This window comes from Parabacteroides sp. AM08-6, from assembly GCF_003473295.1.
Taxonomy (GTDB): Bacteria; Bacteroidota; Bacteroidia; order Bacteroidales; family Tannerellaceae; genus Parabacteroides.
This window is the reverse complement of record NZ_QRMP01000023.1, coordinates 1-14,241: the sequence shown is the minus strand read 5'-3', so window position 1 is coordinate 14,241 and position 14,241 is coordinate 1. Positions and strand designations below refer to the sequence as shown.

The window sequence follows — 14,241 nt, the reverse complement described above, 5'->3', positions numbered from 1 at the left end:
TAATTTAATTGTTTCTGATGTGGTTGATTGTATCATTCAGCTCTTGCCAGGATATTTCCAACTCTCCGAGGAATTCTTCGCCTTTCGGGGTGAGCTGGTAATACTTTCGGGGTGGTCCTTGCGTGGATTCTATCCATTGATAGCTTAATAGTTCGCTATTTTTCAATCGCGTCAATAAAGGGTATAAAGTACCTTCCACTACAATCAGTTTGGCTTCCTGCAACTTCTGGATAATGTCAGAGGTGTATGCCGGTTCTTTTCGGAGAAGCAACAGGATACAATATTCCAGCGTCCCCTTTCTCATCTGTGATTTTACATTCTCTGCATTCATTGTATATAATTTTATATTGCAAAAATATGTATTACCTATGTACTATGCAATACATACTACTATATTTATCATAAATTAACTATATATTCCTTGATAGAATAGCAGAAAAGAGCACTTTTCGTTCCCGAAACTGCACAAAATGCCCGTTAGTGTGTAAAAAAGAGGCTGAACTGGTGACTATTTAGAATAGAAAAGATTATTTTTGCCCAATCAATCAAAATGAAGAATTATGATTTACTATCACTATGCCGAGTTGATTCATCGTCAAGCAGATAAATATGGCTCCCGTACTGCCTTAAAACACCGTGATAATACAACCGGGAAATGGTTGAAAATCTCTTGGAGGGAATTCTCCGACAAGGTTATGCTGACAGCTAAAGCTATGGCTGAGTTTGGCATAGGGGTTCAGGAGAATATCGGGGTTTATTCCCAGAATATGCCTCAATGTTTGTATACGGATTTCGGAGCTTATGCAAATCGTGCCGTGTCCATTCCCATGTATGCAACGAACTCGCCGGGGCAAATCGAGTATATAATTAATGATGCCGGAATACATACATTGTTTGTGGGGGAACAGTTACAGTATAACAATGCTTTTAAGGTTCAGAAAGACTCACAAATACTGAAACGGTTGATTGTGTTCGACTCTGCCGTGAAGTTGAATCCGGAAGATAAGACTTCTATTTATTTTGATGATTTTTTGCGTTTGGGTGACAACGCTCCTATTGAATCTACGGTAAAAATCAGGATGAACGAGGCTGTACCTGAAGACTTGGCTACCATTATATATACATCCGGTACGACAGGCGAGTCCAAAGGAGTCATGTTGCATCATTCCAATTATCAGGAAGCGATGCGAATTCATGATGTTCGTTTGCCGATGGTTACAGATAAGGATTTATCCATGTCTTTTTTGCCTCTGACACATATTTTTGAAAAGGCATGGACTTACTATTGCTTGCATAAAGGGGTGACTGTCGCGATTAACCAGGACCCCAAGATGATACAGAAAACGTTGCCGGAAGTGCATCCTACTTTGATGTGTAATGTCCCCCGGTTCTGGGAAAAGGTTTATGCCGGTGTGCACGAAAAGATTAATACATCTTCTCCCTTAATGAAAAAGATTTTTTTGGACGCAATCGAAACAGGCCGTTTATATAATCTGGAATATAAGAATAAGGAAATTAAGGCTCCTCTGGGACTGGCCCTGAAATTTAAGTTTTATAATCATACGGTATTCAATTTACTGAAACGCGTATTGGGTATTGAACGCGGGCGTTTCTTCCCTGTGGCCGGAGCACCTTTGTCGGATACGATAAATGAGTTCCTTCAATCGGTAAATATTCCGATTGCATACGGTTACGGCCTGAGTGAGACAACAGCAACCGTATGTTTCTATCCTGAAATAGGCTTTCAGTTCGGTTCGATAGGCAAAGTAATGCCGGGGGTGGAAGTAAAGATAGATGAAACAAATGGAGAAATCTTGGTAAAAGGAAAAACTGTGACTTCCGGTTACTATAATAAGCCGGACGAAAATGCCAAATCTTTTACCGACGACGGATTTTTCCGGACTGGCGATGCCGGCCGTTTGGAAGGTGACACGTTGTTCTTTACGGAACGTATCAAAGACTTGTATAAGACATCCAACGGCAAATATATAGCTCCCCAGGCAATTGAGTCGTTGATGAGTGGAGACCAATATATCGAACAGATTGCAGTTATCGGCGACCAGCGTAAATTTGTCAGTGCATTGATTGTCCCGGCTTACCCGCTGCTCGAAAAGTATGCGGAAGAAAAAGGCATCCGATACAGTAGCCGCGAAGATTTGGTTAATAACAAAGAGATTATCCGGATGATTGAGACGCGCGTGGAAGAACATCAGAAAAATCTGGCTTCATACGAGAAGATTAAGCGTTTCACCCTCTTATCCGAACCGTTCGTGATGGGTAGCGAGCTGACGGATACACTTAAGCTGCGTCGTCCGGTCGTTCTGCAGAAACATGCTGAGAAGATAGAGAAAATGTACGAGGATTAAGTCTCGTAAAAATTAGTATCTTTGTCGCCTCGAATTATAAAATAAAAAGAAAGAATATGATAACATCAGACCAGCTACGTAACGTGTTGGAGCGCGAGCAAGCGCTGAGGGGGTATCTTTGACATAGATGGCAAGACCATCCAGTTGGAAGAAGAAGAATTGCGAACTCATGACCCCGGCTTCTGGGAGGATGCCAAACGCGCCGAAATCCAGATGAAGAAGGTAAAGGAATTGAAAAAGTGGATTCAACTTTATAACGAGGTACATGCGGCGGCGGAAGAGTTGCAGTTGGCTTATGATTATGTGAAAGAAGAAATTACGACCGAAGAAGAGGTGGACGAAGCGTATGGGAAAGCCATTCTGCTGATTGAAAACCTGGAATTCCGCAATATGTTGCGCCAGGAAGCCGATCAGATGAGTTGTGTCCTGAAAATCAATTCCGGCGCCGGAGGCACGGAAAGTCAGGACTGGGCTTCGATGTTGCTTCGCATGTATACGCGTTGGGCGGAATCAAACAATTATAAAATATCGGTAGCCAACTATCAGGACGGCGATGAGGCCGGCATTAAGACCGCTACTCTCAATATTGAGGGCGAATATGCTTATGGTTACCTGAAATGTGAAAATGGCGTTCATCGTCTGGTACGCGTCTCGCCTTATAACGCGCAAGGTAAACGAATGACCTCTTTTGCTTCCGTTTTTGTCACTCCTTTGGTTGATGATACTATCGAAGTAAAAATAGACCAGGCAGCTATTTCCTGGGATACTTTTCGCTCGGGAGGCGCCGGTGGACAGAATGTAAACAAGGTAGAGTCCGGTGTCCGCCTGCGTTATCAGTTTAAAGACCCGTACACGGGCGAAGAGGAAGAAATCCTGATTGAAAATACGGAAACGCGCGATCAACCTAAGAACCGTGAAAATGCGATGCGCCAATTGCGTTCCATCTTGTACGATAAAGAATTGAAGCACCGCATGGAAGAGCAGGCGAAAGTAGAAGCCGGCAAGAAGAAAATCGAGTGGGGTTCCCAAATCCGCAGTTATGTTTTCGACGACCGTCGCGTGAAAGACCATCGTACAAACTATCAAACCTCCGATGTGAATGGTGTGATGGATGGAAAAATCGATGATTTTATCAAAGCATACCTGATGGAGTTTGCCGCAGAGGATGCCGCAGCCGAAAAATAGGTCTGCGGACCAAGCCTTTTTTTGTTCCGAATGTATTCGCAGTGCCATCGTAGTGGCACAACAATGCCATGCCTGTGGCACTCCAGTGCCACTACGATGGCACTGGGGGATTGTCGGTGGCGTTCTGATATTAAAGGAAGGAGATTGGGTTCATTCCACTAAGGCGAATCCAAAATAACGCAAGTTTTCCAACTTAACATTTGCATATCTCGATAATAAGTCGTAATATTGCACCCGATTTCAGAGCCAGCCTCTGAAAAGGTCCCATAGCTCAGTTGGTTAGAGCACCTGACTCATAATCAGGGAGTCCTTGGTTCAAGCCCAAGTGGGACCACGAAGGCCGTTACAGAATTATTTGTGACGGCCTTTTTAGTATTCTTTAGGATAAATTTCCGGCCATTTCGTTTGGGAAGAGGATACAAAATAAGACCTTTGAACAAAAAACGTTTTCGATTGTTTTTGTTATGAACAAAAAGTAAATGTATTATTCATCTAAACTTGATTTTTGAGATTGTATGGAAATGCTTGAGTTTAAGCAAATCACATTAAATGATCTCCCCGTGATAAAGTCGTTTCTTTATAATCAGACTTACAGGACATGTGATTTTACGATAGGGGGTATTTATATGTGGGTTTCATATTTTAAATATGAGTATGCTATATATAAAGATACCCTTTTCATCAAAGGAGTGTCCGAAGATAATCTGTCTAAAGTTGCGTTTTCCCTGCCTTTGGGAGCTTTGTCGCTTGCCGATTCGCTGGAAGTGCTTCATACGTATTGTAAATATCATCATTTGCCGTTTTTGCTTTCTGCTGTCCCGGAAGCGATGTTGGAACAAATACCTCTTCCACATGTAAGTAAACCGCTGGAAGACTGGTTCGATTATGTGTACGATATAGAGGATTTGGCAGAATTGAAAGGTAAGAAATATAGTAAGAAACGGAATCATGTGAATAGCTTCAGGGCCAGTTATCCGGATTATTCTTATGAGAGAATTGATGAAAGCAATCTTTCGGATGTGTTGGACTTTTATCAGGAATTCTGCCGGCTGAATGAAAAGGGCGGTGCGATATTCAATCAGGAGCTGTCGATGACTTGTGATATATTGAAACACTATTTCTATATGGGGTTCGTCGGGGCCTGTATGCGGGTGGAAGGTAAGGTTGTAGCCTTTACAATGGGTGAAATCATCGAAGATGTCTTGTATGTCCATATCGAAAAAGCGGATCGGAATTTAAACGGGCTTTATGAAATGATAAATATGTCTTTTTCAAAAGATATGAAAGAAACATATCCTTCTCTTGCCTATATAAACAGGGAAGAGGACGCGGGAGACCCCGGACTCCGGAAAGCGAAGGAATCTTATCATCCCGTGATGCTATTGAATAAATACAATGTCCTAATAAACGATTATGATTAAACTGATAGACAACACACATATCCCTCTTGTTGCCGACTTAGCCGGCGAATGTTTTATAGATGACCCTTTTTACCTGCATCTGTCTGCCGAAAGAGAGAAGCGGATGCAACTCATACGGGATATTTTTGCCGAAAGTATCCGTATATGCGTGGAGCATGGATATGCTTACATGAGAATGGAGGGAGAAATGGTTGTGTCGTTTGCTCTATGGTTTAATTATGGCAAGTTGAAGTCCGAATATCCGGATGACTTTAATTTTATATTTAAAGGTAGCGAGGTTGCGCAAAATATAAAAACTTCGCTGAGCGATGAGTTTTACAAGATAGACAATTATCTGAAAGGGAACCGGGAATATTTATATTTGCTGGCGATAGCCGTCCGGAAAGAGTATCAGCGGAAAGGATATGCAACCCAAATGGTACGTATTGTACAGGACTGTTTCCCGAATTATAATCTGTTTTCCGATATATCGAATAAAGATTCAGTGGCTTTATATTTGAAGCTTGGCTTTAGGGTTGTCGGCGAATATGAGCATTGCTCGTTTGTCCGGTATTTGTCGGAGCAGGATACTTTGCCGGTTATCAGCGCACAAAACAAAATTTGGTTGGCCGTTCCATCCGGTTTGTCGTTGAAAAAGATGGATATAAACGCGACTAAAAGGGATACGATAAGACTTGAATATGTAAAAGATGAAGGTGGCTATTTCAGCCCTTCTCCGGTCGGCGGAGATAAAGCGGATTTATATTATTTGAGTTATAAAGACCTGATAAAGTACCAGAGATATATAAATGTCCAGTTTTTCCAAGAGATAAAATTGCAAGAGGAAAACCGTACAATAGTCTATTATACTTCTGTCGAACCTTCTTTCCCCGGCTTCCGAAATTATGAAGAATTTCTGGCTAATTATGATGCTCACCATAAAGAATGGAGTATTATCCCCGATGTTTATATCTCCATTCCGATTCAATATAATGACAGGAAGCGGTTTGCAGGAGTGATTGAAAGAACATTTGTCTCTAACCGGGTATTGGAAGCATTGAATTTCCGGACGACATACGAAGCGGGTATCCCGGTAAAGAATATTGATGATAAAATGTTCAAATACCGGATAGAACGGTTTTATCTGGGAAGGGTTTCCGTACAGATACAGGAGGAAAAACAATTATCATTTAATGGCCTTGCCGGAGAAAGTCAACCTTGTGGAGATGCTATCAGTGTGGATTTGATTTTATCCATAGACAAGGAAACCCGGATGGGGGTTTTACATCTTGTTTCTTTATCATGCGGGTTATTAATCACTCAACTTCTCGACTCCACTTCAAGAAACCAAATCAATGTTTTGAATAAAGGGGAAAGCCTGAATTTCTATAAATACCTGGAAACGGAATTTGGAATTGAAAAGAAGGGGAGTGCCAAGAGCTTTTTAACCATTCCTCAGAATAGAAAAGAGGTCCCACAGGATTTTCTTGCTTCTGTTTTGTTTGCCGAAACGTTGTATGAGGAGGGGGAAGTTTTGGGAAAAGTGGTCGATAAGGATATCTGGAAGTTGCTTTCAAGTCCCTATGGGATTGCTCAATATGATTATGCGACTGTCTATACTTTTAAGAATGTTGTAGTTCAGATGTCGCAATCGTTTCAGGGGGATATGGCTTCCCGTCTGGCAATGGAAAGTGTAACGCTTTTTTATATCGAACTGATATTATTTGAAGAAGCCGCTATTGAGATTGCGAATGAGGAGATTGTGAAGTTTCTGGTAAATATCAATCAGTATACGCATCGGAACGTACTGAAGTCTGTAAACCAGATTTTAACTACCCATGTGAAATCGATAGAATTTTGGGATATTCAGGTTAATTATCCTTCTTCCGTTGCATCCATTAATAATATACGAAACGCTTTCGGCATAGGGAAACTAAGAGCTGCTTTCCAAAGAAATAAAGAAGAGATATTGACAATCTATAATATGCGGAGTGATATTGTGGATAAGGCGGAGGCCAACTTTATCGCTCTCATTGGGTCTATATTTACGATAGTTTCCGTCATTAATTTTATATTGGAGCCTAAGAACCATTTTGTATTTATTTCGTTTGGATTGTTTGTATTGGTTTTGCTCTTTCTTTATAAAAGATATTTAGTGAAATTCCTTTATGCCAGAGAGGGCTTTTGGAAGCGGTATATTAAGCGTTATTTCCGGAAACATTGAACGGAACATATCGTAACAGACGGGATAATACGGTATTGTTATATCCCGTGTTATCCCGTCTGTTACGTATTCTGATAAATGATTATTCATTTATCAACCGGCAGTAACCGAATACAGCCGGTTTGTCTGTTGCCCCTTGCTGGTATAATCCCGGACGGGAAATGCGGTCCCAGCGGACGAGAGATTTTAAAGTTGATTGCGGGAGGTTGTATTCAATTTCCTTCCATTTTTTGCCATCTTCGCTATAAGTGAATGAACTATGGATGCCGTCTGTTACTTTCAGGCGTAGATATAAGGAAGGAGCAGGAAGTCTCATATCCGCTAATATAGATTCTTTTCCATCGTGCACTGCCTTTAATTTCAGCTGATTGGCTTCGCAACCTAATGTAATCAAGTTATCATTGTCGCCATACATGACGAGTCCTTTCCAACTGTCATTTTGGTTTACAACGGCTGTCTCCAATATGTAATTCGCGGCTGTCGGGCGTAGGCAAAGCGCACTGCCTGTATGAGTTCCTGCTTTAGGAGAACCGCTTAGGTATAAGTTGCCGGCTTTAAGTTCCGCTTTCACATCGGCATACGGATAATTCCACGTCCATTCGGGCCGCAGAGTTGTTTCTGTAAAATCATCGGAAAAGTTAAAAACAGGCTTTTGTACGCACTCTACGAATGGCATTGGCTGTACCAGGCTTGCATATTCGCCTGTGACGAAATAAGGCCAGTTGTCTTCACCTATTTTCATTTCCTGAAGATGTGGCTGGCGTCCCTGGTAGAAATCTGCATCTTTACTGTAGGCATGGCACAGATAAAACATGCGCCCATCCGGTGTTGTTGTCAGTGTTCCGTGGCCAATGGAAAGGATTTCTTTTCCGCCGTGCAGGATAGGATTACCTTCATATTTCTCGTATGGACCTGCCAACTTTTTGGAGCGGGCTACTGCTACTGCATAATCGCTGTTCGGACCGCAGCAACCGTTAACGGCATATATAATGTAGTAATAGCCGTTTTTTTTAAACCAATGTTGTCCTTCCATTCCCCTTCTTTCATCGTCACGCAACAGGCTGAAAGGTTCTCCATCCAGATGAAGTCCGTCGGCTGTTAGTTTGCAAGCCAATAGTTCGATGGGCCGCTGGTCCAGTCCGTAAGCTTTCCAACTGATATACAGTTTGCCGTTATCTTCCAAAACAAAGGCATCAATCGCCTCTTTTCCGAATTCGACAACCGGGCCGTAATCTTTGAACTTTCCTGTTGGAGAGTCCGCAACGGCAACTCCGATACATGAGATATTGTCCGCTTCTTTACGAGCTGTATAATAAACATATACTTTCCCTTTATGATAGAACCATTCCGGAGCCCAGAAGGAGGATTTTATCCAAGCCGGTTTCTCGTCGAATACATGTCCGGTCTGTTTCCAGTTCACTAAATCGGAAGATGCAAAGATAGGGTAATGCGGGGCCCATTCCGAAGAGGTTCCGGTTGCATAATAAGTTTCACCAATCCTTATGATAGAAGGGTCGGCCATATCCCCGTGGATGACAGGGTTAGAAAAATAATTTTGCTGTTGTGCCAGTCCCAGGGTTACGGAAGCTGTACACAAAAGTGCTGCTAAAAGAGTTTTCATTGTCGGTCTATTCAAATTATTACTATTGGCTCCTACCAGAAGATGCCCCTGATAGAGAAATTGAGACTATTTATTGACTACGAAATTCCGTATCTGGCATTCTGTTCCTTTGGAACGTTCGTTTTTATGGGAAGAGATACGAAGTACGAGCGTATGGTCACCCTCTTCCAACTCCGTTTCAAGCATATATACCCAAGGAATGTATAGTCCGGAACTCCATTCCGTAAACATGTCCAGTTCTTTGTAAGGAGCGCCGTCCACGCTGTATTCCAGAATACCAGCGGAAGGACCCGCCACACAGAAGATACCGATTGCTTTTCCCTTGAAATTCAGCTTCAACCGGTCACCTGGCCGGGTTGCTTCCAACATAGGAACATCGACAAAACCATTTCGTTTTCCTGCTTGATTGTCCGGATGCCAGTTGGTTATCAGTTTCCAGCCTTTATTGAGGCGGGCTTCCCGGATGTCGATGAAATCACCGTTATAATAGCTGAATTTATCTAATGGCTGTGCGGGTATTTCATGCGGGCGGATAGTTGCAGCCGGCGGGATATTCGCCCACATGGTATCAAACAGGCGGGCAATGGCCGCAGCATAGAATTTATGTCCGAATGGCAACGGATGTGTGCCGCCGAATTCTTCCCAAGTAAATTCTCCGTCCTGCATCCGTTTGCCGATTTCCTGTGCCAGGTTGATAGATGGAAGCAGGTAATGGTTTGCCACCCGTTCGTGGTTGAGGATTACGTCCGGTATCTGTTGTTTTGCCAACATCGGGATAAACGGATCATATATAAAGTGCAACATGACGATATCCATATCCGGATTACTCAGGAGGGCATGACGGACTTCCCCTTCCATACCACGAACCTGCTCGGAGGCGGTGAACCCGTTCGTATGGTCGTTTACAGCAGCTTCTACGAACAGCAGGTCTATTTTTCCTTTCGACAATACATCACTTTGCAGCCGGAAAGCTCCCGGAGTCGTCCCGGTAGAACCGATACCCGCTTCCACCCATTCAAATTCCGTATACGGGAAACGCTGTTGCAATTGCTGTTCCACGAGGTTCCGCCAGCCGTCCATCTCAGTGATGGAGCCGCCTAAGAAAGCTACTCGCCCCCGGCGTTCTTTTTCGAACTTGATGAAAGAGTTTTGCAAGTCGCCCCTCAAGTTGGCATGTTGGTATTCCTTATATTCCGGTTGTTGGCGCAGGATAAAGTCGACTACCGGTTCCGGGTTTTCGAGACTGTGCGGGTGATGATCGCCCCCTTTCTTGATAATCACCTCCACCGGTCCTCCCAGTGCAAGATAGCGGGAACGCACCACATCCATATTTTCTTTGAAAGGAACCGTCCGGTCGCTATCCCCGCAAACGCTGATAATAGGAATGCCGGCTGCCGCCAGTGGCGCCAGGTTATCAATCGGGTTCTCTTTGAAGTTTGCCATCTCTTCCTCTGTCTTTCCCCATTCCTTGAGCATATCGTTCCAGAGTTGCGCCTCTTTCCTTCCCGGCCAACTGAACAAATTGCAAACAGGAGCATCTACATAGATACAAGCTACCTTGTCCGTGTTTTTGGCCGCCCAGTTAAAGGCAAACAACCCGCCGCGGCTGAAACCTTCGAGTGTCACTTTCGGCGACAGCTGATAGTATCTTCTCATATAGTTGTAAAAGTCCGTACCCAATGCCACGGCATGCGGACTTCCGTACAAGTGTGTCACATCATAGTAAACCACATGAAATCCTTTTTCCAGCAAAGCTTTGTCCACATTCGGGAAAGCATCGAAGAACGCCGGCCGCCATATCCAGGGATTTCCTTTCCGCGCCTTACGGGGAGCAACGACTATGGCTTGCCGGTCATTGAAGGTAAAGTCGTAACGGTCGTAGCCGTTCCATTCGCTTTTGAAGCCGGGGAAAGCCTGCATTTCCCGTGTCGCCTCTTTTCCGGTAATCGCTTTATAAACAGTTTCCGCTATCCGGTGCGCACCGACCGGGTCGGGATGGATATTATCCGGGAAATGTTCTTGCATGCCGCTGGTTGCCGTATGCAGGTCGATTATTTCCAGTTTGTTTTGTGCCGCCAGCCGGTCGATGATGGGGATGATACCGTTTGTAATGACACTGTCGTTTATCCCGTACTGAGATAGGTAGGCCTTAGCCGGATAACAGAGATAGATAGTCGGTTTGGCAGGCAAATCCCGGAAAGTATTAATCATCGTTTGCATATCCCGGGCGAAGTCTTTTTTGTGTACCCAGTTGTACGGCTTGCTATCGTTTGTCCCAAGTTTCATGACGACAATATTCGGGTTAAAAGTTTGGACATCCCGGAACATTTGTTCTTTCATATAAGGGAGGTCTCCTTTCATCAGCATCGTGCGGGCACTGAAACCATAATTCCTGACGTCGTATTTCCGTCCGAGCATTTGTCCGAGTACTGCCGGATAACTGTCTCTGTCCCGGTTGTCTATCCCGGCTCCATACGTGATACTATTGCCGACACAAGCTATCCGTATTGCATCGGTTGTCTCTTGTGCCCGTCCGCATAAACTCAGGGCGAGCAACAAGTAAGCAATATACAAAATCCTTTTCATCTATTTACTCTTTTATTGTTGTCCGTTCGAAAGAATAAGTCTTTCCCGGTTCCGTCAGGATGTCGTACTCATATACCTTATATAATAGCGGCTCCTGCGGAACTGATATTTCGGAGGAAATAAGTGCATCCTTAATCTTTGCCTTTTTGAATAACGGGTTAGGGTTCTCACCGGTTGCCTTTTTCAGTCCTTCTCCTTTGAGCGGGACATACGAACGGAGGCGAAGATTACCACCTGCCTTGGAAAGAATAGTCGCTTTACTCAGTTGTACGCCATCCCATTCCATGCTTACTTCGAAAGCCCCCCGTGCCATCAGGCCGCTGACACTTCCTTTCCGCCATGCGTCAGGTAGTGCGGGCAGCAGTTGTACGGCCCCATCGTGGCTCTGTAGCAACATTTCGGCAATCCCGGCGGTATATCCGAAATTCCCGTCAATCTGGAAAGGCGGGTGAGCATCAAACATGTTCGGGTAAGTACGTCCGTTCGGGTCCGGTTTCTTTTCCTGCTTGTCGGAGGAACGGAGCACCAGCATGTTACGGATAATCCGGTAAGCATGATTACCGTCCAGCAACCGGGCCCAAAGGTTTATCTTCCAGCCGATAGACCAGCCCGTAGCTTGGTCGCCCCGGTAAACTAACGTATTGCGGGCTGCTTGAAAGAGTTCGGGAGTGCTGTAAGGTGATATTTGATTGCCGGGGTAAAGTCCGTATAGATGGGAAACATGCCGATGTTCATCTTTGGGGTCGTCCAAATCCTTCAGCCATTCCTGTATTTGGTTGTGGCGTCCAATCTGCATGGGAGCTAAGCGGGCAATCATACTTTCCAGCCGTCCGGCATATTGTTTGTCCTCGTCTAAGATACGAGTAGCTTCGAGAGCATTGTTCAACACATCGAAAGCCAGTTGGTTATCCATCGTACAACCGGCAGTCAGCGCAGTCGATTTTCCTCTCGGCGTGTTTTCGGGAGAAACAGAGGGTGAGGTGACCATCCATTTATGTACCGGCTCTTCCGTCAGGAAATCCAGATAGAAGTCGGCTGCTCCTTTCAAGGCCGGATAAGCTTCGCGGAGGAATGCCTCGTTGCCACTGAACAGGTAATGTTGCCACAGGTGTTGACTGAGCCAACCGCCGCCGTTCGGCCACATGCCACTGTTCGGGCCGTCCACATGGCCGGTGCACCGCCAAAGGTCGGTGTTATGATGCGCCACCCAGCCGTTGCAGCCATACATTTCCCGGGCTGTTTCCCGCCCGTTTTCCGAAAGTTCCTTCACCATCGTAAACAAGGGCTGATGTGTCTCGCCCAGGTTGGTGACCTCGGCTGGCCAGTAGTTCATCTCCGTATTGATATTAATTGTGTACTTGCCGTCCCAAGGAGCCAGCAGCTTGTCATTCCAGATACCTTGCAGGTTGGCCGGTTGTCCACCGGGTTGAGAGGAAGAAATCAGCAGGTAGCGTCCGTATTGGAAAAGGAGAGTGGCCAGCGACGGGTCCTTTCCGTTTGCGAAGTTGCGGATACGTAGCGGTGTTTCTTCGCGGGCAGCGTTCGAAGTCCCTAAATCTAACTTCACACGTCCGAATTGTTCCCGGTAGTAGTCGATATGCTCCTGCAGGGCTTGTTCGTACGTTTTCTTCAGGGCTGCCTTCATATACGCGTTCGCCTTTTTGTGCGCATTTGCGCTGACATCTTTATAGTTTACGAAATTGGTAGCGGCGGAGATGTAGAGGGTAACGGCATTTGCGCCCGAAACCTGTATTCTATCCCCTTCGTATTTCACCTTGCCTCCTTCCGCTTTTATCTCGGTTTGGCATTCCATGCGGATAGCGCCTGCCACGCCTTCATGTTCGGCGCCTTGGCCGGTAAGGATGAGCTTGCCTTCCTTTGTGAACTGTTTATTCTCCAGGGGAGATGTATAGTTTGCGGTGAAATCGAGTGCGTCCGGCTTATCCGCCGTAATGCGCATAATCACGACATTGTCGGGAAAAGAGGTAAATAGTTCGCGCGTATAGGTTACGTCTCCCACTTTGTAGCGTGTAGTAGCCACTGCCCGTTCGAGGTCCAAATCGCGGTAATAGTCCGTGTATGACTCGTGTCCTTCAAACTTTAGTCGCAGGCTTCCGATGGTTTGGTAAGGCATCCCGTTGCGCGGTGTCCGGAAATCTTTGTCTATGATGCCGTAGGCTTGTTCTTCCTTCCCTTCGAAAATCAGGCGGCGTACTTCCGGCAGGGCTTTCAGGGCATCCGGATTGTCATTGCGGTGCGGCCCTCCGCCCCATACTGTTTCTTCGTTCAACTGTAGTTCTTCGTTGGCTGGATTGCCATACACCATTACGCCCAGGCGGGAATTGCCAAGCGGTAGTGCTTCAACCCATTCGCCGGCCGGTTGTTTGTACCATAACTTTAAGTCGGAAGCATTTGCAAATAGACAGCAAAAGAAAAAAATAATTCCTGCTGTCCCGATTTTCCTGATGTTCATAAATATAATGTTTTTCTAGTATTCAGATTCCCGAATATTTAAGTGTTTCCGATTACAAATATAGGAATAAAGTGTTCAGCTCCTAAAGGATACTGACAATTTTTGCGGGATTGCTTTCTTATCCTCCTGCATCTTTTTCCCGTTTGCTGCCCGGCTGTTTTCGTTTTAACCGAGTCAACCTGACTTATATATAAGACGGATAGTAGTCAACGATAATCGTTAACATACATTTGCTGCCCGATTCAATATCCGAATGCTGCCGACAACCTCCAGTGCCATCGTAGTGGCACTGCAATGCCATGCCTGTGGCACTCTAGTGCCACTACGATGGCACTGCGAATACATTGTATGTTAACGATTATCGTTGACTACTATTCGTCTTATAT

The 14,241-nt window shown here is 45.0% G+C and carries 8 protein-coding genes and 1 tRNA gene; 5 read left to right on the top strand and 4 right to left on the bottom strand.

The annotated features are described in order from the left end of the window. Positions 1 to 4: 4 nt before the first annotated feature. Entirely contained in the window at positions 5 to 331 is a 327-nt protein-coding gene (locus DW103_RS13130) for a PadR family transcriptional regulator (RefSeq protein WP_122276875.1), read from the bottom strand. A gap of 229 nt (positions 332 to 560) precedes the next feature. On the opposite strand from DW103_RS13130, the gene DW103_RS13125 reads away from it, so the two are divergent. From DW103_RS13125 to DW103_RS13105, 5 genes are all read left to right on the top strand, one after another. Beyond that, a complete protein-coding gene (locus DW103_RS13125) occupies positions 561 to 2,366 on the top strand; it encodes a long-chain fatty acid--CoA ligase (RefSeq protein WP_122276873.1) in 1,806 nt (601 codons plus the stop codon). Between the two features lie 56 nt (positions 2,367 to 2,422). Next, a protein-coding gene (gene prfB, locus DW103_RS13120; RefSeq protein WP_122276871.1) for a peptide chain release factor 2 occupies positions 2,423 to 3,551 on the top strand; the annotation gives its coding sequence in 2 pieces (ribosomal slippage) (positions 2,423 to 2,485 and positions 2,487 to 3,551; 1,128 coding nt in all). A gap of 260 nt (positions 3,552 to 3,811) precedes the next feature. Beyond that, positions 3,812 to 3,885 (top strand) — tRNA-Ile (locus DW103_RS13115). Between the two features lie 226 nt (positions 3,886 to 4,111). Then, entirely contained in the window at positions 4,112 to 4,972 is an 861-nt protein-coding gene (locus tag DW103_RS13110; protein ID WP_158576699.1) for a DUF2156 domain-containing protein, read from the top strand. Next, positions 4,965 to 7,175, top strand: a complete 2,211-nt coding sequence (locus DW103_RS13105; RefSeq protein WP_122276867.1) for a GNAT family N-acetyltransferase — start codon at positions 4,965 to 4,967, stop codon at positions 7,173 to 7,175. The genes DW103_RS13110 and DW103_RS13105 overlap by 8 nt, the downstream gene beginning before the upstream one ends. Before the next feature lie 82 nt (positions 7,176 to 7,257). On the opposite strand, the gene DW103_RS13100 is transcribed toward DW103_RS13105, so the two are convergent. The 3 genes from DW103_RS13100 to DW103_RS13090 form a co-directional block, all read right to left on the bottom strand. Next, positions 7,258 to 8,796, bottom strand: a complete 1,539-nt coding sequence (locus tag DW103_RS13100; protein WP_122276865.1) for a family 43 glycosylhydrolase — start codon at positions 8,794 to 8,796, stop codon at positions 7,258 to 7,260. 66 nt (positions 8,797 to 8,862) lie between these two features. Next, positions 8,863 to 11,382, bottom strand: coding sequence for an alpha/beta fold hydrolase (locus DW103_RS13095; protein ID WP_122276863.1), 2,520 nt, complete (start codon positions 11,380 to 11,382; stop codon positions 8,863 to 8,865). A gap of 4 nt (positions 11,383 to 11,386) precedes the next feature. Then, positions 11,387 to 13,855, bottom strand: a complete 2,469-nt coding sequence (locus tag DW103_RS13090) for a glycoside hydrolase N-terminal domain-containing protein (RefSeq protein ID WP_122276861.1) — start codon at positions 13,853 to 13,855, stop codon at positions 11,387 to 11,389. Positions 13,856 to 14,241 lie beyond the last annotated feature (386 nt).

Bases quoted from the DNA above. Each gene is read 5' to 3' on its own strand.
- DW103_RS13100 (WP_122276865.1), bottom strand. From the start codon at position 8,796: ATGAAAACTCTTTTAGCAGCACTTTTGTGTACAGCTTCCGTAACCCTG.
- DW103_RS13105 (WP_122276867.1), top strand. From the start codon at position 4,965: ATGATTAAACTGATAGACAACACACATATCCCTCTTGTTGCCGACTTA.
- DW103_RS13130 (WP_122276875.1), bottom strand. From the start codon at position 331: ATGAATGCAGAGAATGTAAAATCACAGATGAGAAAGGGGACGCTGGAA.
- DW103_RS13095 (WP_122276863.1), bottom strand. From the start codon at position 11,382: ATGAAAAGGATTTTGTATATTGCTTACTTGTTGCTCGCCCTGAGTTTA.
- DW103_RS13090 (WP_122276861.1), bottom strand. From the start codon at position 13,855: ATGAACATCAGGAAAATCGGGACAGCAGGAATTATTTTTTTCTTTTGC.
- DW103_RS13125 (WP_122276873.1), top strand. From the start codon at position 561: ATGATTTACTATCACTATGCCGAGTTGATTCATCGTCAAGCAGATAAA.